Consider the following 6,576-nt stretch of genomic DNA (forward strand, 5'->3'; position numbering starts at 1 on the left):
CTGCATATGATAAGAGCCGTGGCTGTTCGCGGCCACGGCTTAACCCTTATTATTCAAAAACTAACTTGCGACGGTGATGAGATATGGGTAATAAGAGCATCCTGGTGGTTGGAGGGGGAATAAGCGGGTTAACTGCTGCTATTGAGGCTTCAGAGGTAGGTTATGAAGTCTTTATTATTGAGAAAAACCCTTACCTTGGCGGCAGAGTGGCCCAGATGAATCAATATTTTCCCAAACTTTGCCCCCCGAACTGCGGTTTGGAGATCAACTTCCGCAGGATTAAGAGCAATCCCAGAATCCGTTTCCTAACTCTGGCCGAGGTTACGGGAGTTTCCGGTCAGGAAGGGGATTTTGAGGTTAAAGTAAAAATCCACCCCCGTTATGTCAATGAGAATTGTACCGCTTGTGGCAAGTGTGTAGAGGTATGCCCGGAGGAAAGAAAGAATAACTTCAACTACGGTCTGGATAAAACCAGGGCCATTTATTTACCACACCTTTTTGCCTTCCCCATGAAGTATGTTATTGATGCCGAGGCCTGCTCGAAGTGCAATAAGTGTGTCGAGGTATGCCCGGTTAATGCCGTCGATTTGAATATGGAGCCCAAGGAGATGACTTTAAGGGTTGGTTCCATTATCTGGGCTACCGGCTGGAACCCGTATGATGCCTCCAAGATTGGATATTACGGCTTTGGCCAGTATGAAAATGTCATTACCAACGTGATGCTGGAAAGGCTGGCCGCTTCCAATGGTCCCACCCAGGGGAAGATCCTGCGCCCCTCCGACGGCAAACCGGTGGAACGGGTGGCTTTTGTGCAATGTGCCGGATCCCGGGATGAAAACCACCTGCCCTATTGTTCCGGTGTTTGTTGCCTCGCATCTTTAAAGCAAGCAACCTATGTCATCGATCAAAACCCCAATGCTCAAGTTTACATTTATTTCATTGATGTCCGGGCGCTGGGTAAATTTGAGGAATTTTACGCGAAAGTAAAAGATAATCCGAATATTCATTTAGTTAAAGGAAAGGCCGGCGACATTACCGAAGACCCGGCGACCAAGGATTTGACCGTGGTAGTGGAAGACCAGGAGACCCAGAAGTTAATGAAGGAGAAATTCGACCTGGTTGTTCTGGCGACCGGAATGGCGCCGGCCACAAGAGAGGCCAAAGCACCTGCGGATTTAGTTTACGATGAGAATGGCTTTGCGGTCGGTGGCGCGCCTGGTATATATAGCGCCGGCTGCGTGAGCAGGCCGATGGATGTGGCTTCCTGTGTCGAGGATGCGACTGCCGCTGCCCTCAAGGCTATTCAATCGACGGTGGGGAGGTAAATGACGGTGGACAAAAAGCTGGCGGTTTATATCTGCACTGGTTGTGGTATTGGGGATGCCCTGGATATTGATGCTCTCTCAAAGGTAGCGACCAAAGAATACAAAGTACCGGTTTGTAAGTCCCACCCCTTTCTCTGCGGTGCGGAGGGCGTTGAGCTGATTAAGCAGGACATGGAAGGGGAAGGGGTCAACACCATCGTTATTGCGGCCTGCTCCATGCGGGTAAATTACGATGTTTTTAGTTTCCCCAACGCCATCATGGAAAGGGTTAACTTAAGGGAGCAGTGCGTTTGGTGCCATCCGGCCAACGATGAAGATACCCAAATGCTAGCAGAAGACAGCCTGCGTATGGGTATTGTCAAGGCCCAGCAATCGTCCCTGCCGGAACCTTTCCAGGCGGAAAACCTGTCCAAAACCGTCCTGGTTGTTGGCGGAGGCCTGGCCGGTTTGACGGCTGCAGCAGAAGCTACCCGGGCCGGGTATAAAACTGTGCTGGTGGAAAAGAATCCGTCCCTGGGCGGCTGGGTTACCAGGCTATACAAGCAGGTTGGCTCAAAGCCGCCTTATAGCGAACTTGAAGATGTTGGTATCTCCCAGCTAATCAAGGAAGTGGAAGGAAATTCCAATATTACTGTTTATAAAGGCGCGCAAATTGAAAAGATTTCTGGCGCCCCGGGTATGTTTGACGTACAAATCAAGCAAAACGGCAACCTGGCTACCGAAAGGGTAGGTTCTATCGTCCTGGCTACCGGGGCGGTGGCCTACGATGCCACCAAGTTGAGTCATCTCGGTTTTGGACAGTACCCCAACGTGATTACCGGCGAGATGTTTGAAGAAATGGCCGCCAGGGGCGAATTTAAACGTCCTTCCGACGGCAAGGAAGTAAAGAGCGTTGCTTTCATTCTTTGTGCCGGCTCCCGGGACAAAGAGCATTTGCCCTACTGTTCGGCCATTTGCTGTACTGAATCCTTAAAACAGGCACTTTATGTGAAGGAAAAGGATCCCGAAGCCACGGTCTACATTTTCTATAAAGATATGCGGGCCGCGGGCAACTACGAGTTCCTGTACCAGCGGGTACAAAAAGAAGGAGCCCTCTTCTTTAGAGGGGAAGTTGCGGGCATTGAAGAAGACGGCGGAAACCTGGTTGTTGAATTCGATGACGTTCTGGTAGGGGACCGGATTAGAACGGAACCCGTTGACCTGGTGGTTCTGGCGACCGGCATGGTGCCTACTACTGCCATTGGGGAAAGGCTCATCGTGCAGGCAGATGAGCAGGGGAAAGAATCCGAGCCGCCGGCGGATGAAATCATTAAGTCGAATATCTTGAACCTGGAGTACCGGCAGGGTCCAGAAGTACCAACTTTAAAATACGGCTTTGCGGATTCGCACTTTATCTGCTTCCCCTATGAAACACGCCGGACAGGCATTTACGCTGCCGGCAGCGTGCGGGCGCCTATGGATATTCCCTCAACCATCAAGGATGCTACCGGAGCTGCCCTCAAAGCTATCCAGTGCATTGAACTGACGGCGCAAGGTTCAGCAGTGCACCCGCGGGTGTGGGATCTCTCCTATCCGGAATTCTTCATGCAAAGATGCACCCAGTGCAAGCGGTGTACCGTTGAGTGTCCTTTTGGTGCCATTAACGAGGATGAAAAGGCCAATCCGCTACCCAATCCCACCCGGTGCCGGCGTTGTGGTACCTGCATGGGTGCCTGTCCGGAGCGGATCATTTCCTTCAAGAACTACTCGGTACCCATGATTGGTGGTATGGTGAAGGCTATTGAGGTGCCGGAAGAGGACGAGGAAAAACCGAGAATCCTTGTCTTTGCCTGTGAAAACGATGCCTATCCGGCCCTGGATATGGCCGGCATCAATCGCTTGACCATCAGCCCGTGGGTACGGATCATTCCGGTTAGATGCCTTGGCTCCATGAACCTCATCTGGATTGCCGATGCCCTGTCCAAGGGGATTGACGGCATTCTGCTCCTGGGTTGCAAACACGGCGACGACTACCAGTGCCATTTCGTTAAGGGCAGTGAACTGGCCAGCTACCGCCTGTCCAAGATCTCAGAAACCCTGAACCGCCTGGCACTGGAATCCGACCGGGTGCGGATGGAGCAGGTCAGCATTATGGATTACGACCGCATCCCTCAAATTATCGAGGACTTTGCCAGCAGACTGGAGGAAGTCGGTCCCAACCCGTATAAAGGTTTTTAACTTTCCCGCCGGGAAGTCCCCTGCCGTAAGGCAGGGGATGAAAGGCGGTTAAGGCGGGGACTGCTCGAAGTTACGACTGAGAAGCCGGGTTATGAGGCTCTCGATGAAGCAGGAAGCCCCTTCCGTACCGTAAGGGAGGTTGGCTCACAGAAAAGGCTCTTTTTTATGATCCTGTTTTGGTTCGTCAAATTAGTATTTAATGTAGGATTGGTCCTGCTACTTCTTCGTAGGAATACAGGGAGGGGGCGCAAAATCCCTCTCGCCGGTTGCCCTCCGGTCAACAGATGCCGGCGGGCAACCGCGCTGTATCTGTTGCCGGCAAATGCAAGGCAGCGGGCGAAGCTGCAAAGTATCGCCTCCGGTGTTTAACCTTTAGCAAGCCTTTTCGAATAAAACCATTGCCAAAGGGGTTTAAAGATGATGGAACCAAAAGAGATATCTTTAGAGATGAAAGAATATCTTGTAGCAGCCGGAGCGCAAACACTGGATCATTGCATGAGTTGTGGGCTCTGTTCTGCCCTGTGCCCGTGGCGGCTGGTTTCTGGTCATACGAGTGAAGTTTTTTACATTCGCAAAATGCAACGCTTGGCACAGCTTGGTTTGGAAGGCTTCGATGAGGAGGATGTACTTTTTGCCTGCACCACCTGCGGCACCTGTCAACGGAATTGCCCCAGGCAGGTAAAGATAATTGAAAATGTGCGTTCCATGCGGAGTACCACCGTCGAGGCCGGGTTCGTGCCGGCTCCCGTGAGGTCCGTGGTAGGAAGCCTGCATGCCAACGGCAACCCCTGGTCCGGGCCCCGGGAGAAGCGCATGGACTGGCTGCAAGGAATGGAAGTACCTGCTTTTAAGCCGGATACTGAATATCTGCTCTTTGTCTGCTGTACTTCCTGCTATGATCCCCGCAGTCAAAAGATCGCCCGGAGCGTGGCGGGTCTATTAAAAAAGGGGGGGGTAAATTTTGGTGTCATTGGCGTGGAGGAAAGTTGCTGCGGCGAAACGGTCCGCAAGATCGGTGATGAGGAGCTATTCCGAAAACTAGCCGAGTCTAATATTAAGCTTTTTAAGGAAAAGGGAGTTAAAAAGATCATCACTACTTCCCCCCATTGCCTGTATACCTTTAAGAATGAATACCCCGAATTAGGTGGGGAGTTTGAAGTGATGCACTACACCCAGGTGCTGGCGGATTTGATGCAGGAGGGCAAGCTTCCCCTTACCGTCCCGCTGGATCGAAAAGTGGCTTACCACGATCCCTGTTACCTCGGGCGCCACAACGAAATCTTTGAAGCACCGCGCACTTTGCTCAAAGCCATTCCAGGTGCAGAACTTATCGAGCTGAGCCGGGCAAAGGAAAGAAGTCTTTGCTGTGCTGGTGGCGGCGGTCGGTTATGGGCCGAGGTACCCAGGGGAGAACGTTTTGGAGAATTAAGGGTTTTGGATGCCGAGGAGCGGGGAGCGGATATTCTCGCTACGGCCTGCCCCTACTGTGTGATCATGCTGGAAGCAGATTGTCTGGCTTTAGATAAACAGGAAAAAATCAAGGTAATGGAAATTTCGGAGCTCCTGAGTGCGTCGATGGGGAGGGAGAGCTAATTGATAAAGGTGAACCCTCATTTTGCGAAGAAACTCCAGAAGTTCGGGGCTAAAACTGTCTCCCAGTGCTTTAGTTGCGGAACCTGTACGGCTGTTTGCTCCCTGGCATCGGATGACCAGCAGTTTCCGCGCAGGTTTATGCGGTACGTTCAGTTGGGCCTGGAGGATAAGATCAAGCATTCCGTAGAGCCGTGGCTTTGTTATTATTGTGGAGACTGCCAGAAAAACTGTCCGAGAAAGGCCGACCCTGGCGAGTTGATGATGGCATTGCGGCGGTACCTGACGTCTGTTTACGACTGGACTGGTCTTTCACGGAAGCTTTACACGTCCATGGCATGGAAAGTGTTTTCGGTGGGTCTTCTCTTCTTTGCTACCCTGGCCGTTGTCTACAGTTTCAGTGGCGAAATGGTTACCGAGAGGGTGGAGCTGGAGACATTCGCCCCCGCACACATTGTTCACCCTGTAGGTTACGTTTTTGGTGCGGTCCTGGCCTTTTTATTGCTTTCCAATGTCTACCGAATGTACAGGCTTGTCATGGGTCCCCATGCGGCCGGTATTCCGTTATCCGTATACATCCAGGAACTGGGCACTCTTATTCTGCATTTTGCTACGCAGGCGAGGATGCGCCTCTGCAAAAATAAGTCGCGTTGGTTGAGGCACTTCCTCATCATGAGCGGTTACTTTGTGGCTTTCATGCTGGTAAACATCGACGTTGTTACCAGATGGTCTTTGACCAACGAACCGCCCATGTGGTGGCACCCGGGCAAGCTGCTCTGGAGTTACGCCTCCATTGCCATGCTGTATGCCACTACTGAAGCCATTATCGGGCGCTTAAGCAAGAAAGAGCCAATTCACCAGTATTCCCATTCCACCGACTGGATGTTCTTGATCCTGCTCTGGTTTACAGTTTTCACGGGGTTGCTCATGCGTATTTTCATGGAACTGGGCATGCCTGTGCCGACCTATCATACCTTTGCCCTGCACCTGGCTTTCACGGTGCCTCTTCTGGGTTTGGAGGTCCCCTTTACCAAGTGGTCTCACCTGGCCTACCGGCCCTTCGCCCTTTACTTCGTGCGTTTAAAGGAAAGGGCTCTAGAAATGCAGCAAACCAGGGGTGAAGCATCCCAGGCTGAAGTTAGCGGCTAAATTAATAAAACAGCAGTAAACAAAAAAAGGGCCCTGGGAAAAAGGGTCCTTTTTTTTACGTACCGTCCTGAAAGTACTATTTGCATGCCCAGTACTCACTGGATCCAGGTACTTCCGTAGAGATTGATTCTGCACATATTTGGGTAAGCGTCAAATACAACCCACCTTGGCATAATACCCAAGTTTAAGGGATAATCTTCCTCAGATAAAAGCTCGATGAGGAGGATTTTTTCTTATGACCAAAGCCGAACGGGAAGCGCTATGGGAAACCCGAATAGCCGAATACAAGATGAGT

General features: G+C 51.5%; 4 protein-coding genes. All 4 read left to right on the top strand.

Annotated elements, in window-relative coordinates:
* Positions 1-83 precede the first annotated feature (83 nt).
* The 4 genes from BUA65_RS15115 to BUA65_RS15130 all read left to right on the top strand — a co-directional run bounded on the left by BUA65_RS15115 (position 84) and on the right by BUA65_RS15130 (position 6,281).
* Complete coding sequence (locus BUA65_RS15115) at positions 84-1,325, top strand: CoB--CoM heterodisulfide reductase iron-sulfur subunit A family protein (RefSeq protein ID WP_072870907.1); 1,242 nt, start codon at positions 84-86, stop codon at positions 1,323-1,325.
* Positions 1,326-1,331: 6 nt separating this feature from the next.
* On the top strand, positions 1,332-3,542 hold the full coding sequence (locus BUA65_RS15120) for a hydrogenase iron-sulfur subunit (protein WP_072870919.1): 2,211 nt from the start codon (positions 1,332-1,334) through the stop codon (positions 3,540-3,542).
* Positions 3,543-3,959: 417 nt separating this feature from the next.
* Complete coding sequence (locus BUA65_RS15125) at positions 3,960-5,135, top strand: (Fe-S)-binding protein (protein ID WP_072870909.1); 1,176 nt, start codon at positions 3,960-3,962, stop codon at positions 5,133-5,135.
* Positions 5,136-5,144: 9 nt separating this feature from the next.
* On the top strand, positions 5,145-6,281 hold the full coding sequence (locus BUA65_RS15130; protein ID WP_242656351.1) for a 4Fe-4S dicluster domain-containing protein: 1,137 nt from the start codon (positions 5,145-5,147) through the stop codon (positions 6,279-6,281).
* Positions 6,282-6,576: the final 295 nt, after the last annotated feature.

This window comes from Desulfofundulus thermosubterraneus DSM 16057 (genome assembly GCF_900142025.1).
Taxonomy (GTDB): Bacteria; Bacillota; Desulfotomaculia; order Desulfotomaculales; family Desulfovirgulaceae; genus Desulfofundulus; species Desulfofundulus thermosubterraneus.

Bases quoted from the DNA above. Each gene is read 5' to 3' on its own strand.
- BUA65_RS15115 (WP_072870907.1), top strand. From the start codon at position 84: ATGGGTAATAAGAGCATCCTGGTGGTTGGAGGGGGAATAAGCGGGTTA.
- BUA65_RS15125 (WP_072870909.1), top strand. From the start codon at position 3,960: ATGATGGAACCAAAAGAGATATCTTTAGAGATGAAAGAATATCTTGTA.